1 protein-coding gene is annotated in these 633 nt (G+C 48.8%); it reads right to left on the reverse strand.

The genetic code is table 11. From position 1 onward, the window contains the following. Positions 1-167: 167 nt before the first annotated feature. A complete protein-coding gene (locus N3G78_14855) occupies positions 168-548 on the reverse strand; it encodes a transposase (GenBank protein ID MCX8119195.1) in 381 nt (126 codons plus the stop codon). Positions 549-633 lie beyond the last annotated feature (85 nt).

The raw sequence follows: 633 nt of genomic DNA on the forward strand, positions 1-633 counted from the left end.
AATACCATCTCCCCTGCATAAGCCAAGTCCCCCTCCAGGCGGTTGATGTAGACCTTTCCGGAGCTGAATCGTTTCTTGGAATCGATCCTCAGGTGGCGATACCCCCAACACAGCAAAGCATCGTAGCATCGGAAATCATCGGCCTCGACCTTTCCTTTAAGAAAGCCCTACTTTCCGGTTTTAGCCACGATATTTTTGCTGATCACCGTGAAGGCCCGAAGGGCGGTGGGATAGGAGAGTCCCAACTGTTGGGAGGCCTTCAGATCGGAACGACTCGATTCCGAGGCCGAGACCTCCAGCTCGAAGAGCCCAAGCAACCAGAGCCAAGCTTTGGCCGAGATTCGGAGGGTTCCGATCCATCTTCCGCTCCAGTCGGAGAACCCGTAGCCACAGCGTTTGCAGCGATAGCGTTTGCGGCGGATGGGGTAGATTTTTCTGCCTTGACATCGTGTGCAGAAACGACGGTAGTTTTTCCAACACGCTTTGTTAATAAATCGCTTTGCAGATTGTTCAGTCTTTACAAGGGGTTCGAAGGATTTTAAGTCCATGCCACTAATCTATTTTAGTGGCAAATCTTTTACAATTCCCTTCCAAAATGTTATGAAAATTCTTTATATTACATTAGAGAACATT

The organism is Thermodesulfobacteriota bacterium (assembly GCA_026415035.1).
In the GTDB taxonomy this organism is placed as follows: Bacteria; Desulfobacterota; BSN033; order BSN033; family UBA1163; genus RBG-16-49-23.

What these genes read in the sequence shown, in the direction of transcription:
- N3G78_14855 (MCX8119195.1), bottom strand. Translation starts at nt 548, where the DNA reads ATGGACTTAAAATCCTTCGAACCCCTTGTAAAGACTGAACAATCTGCA.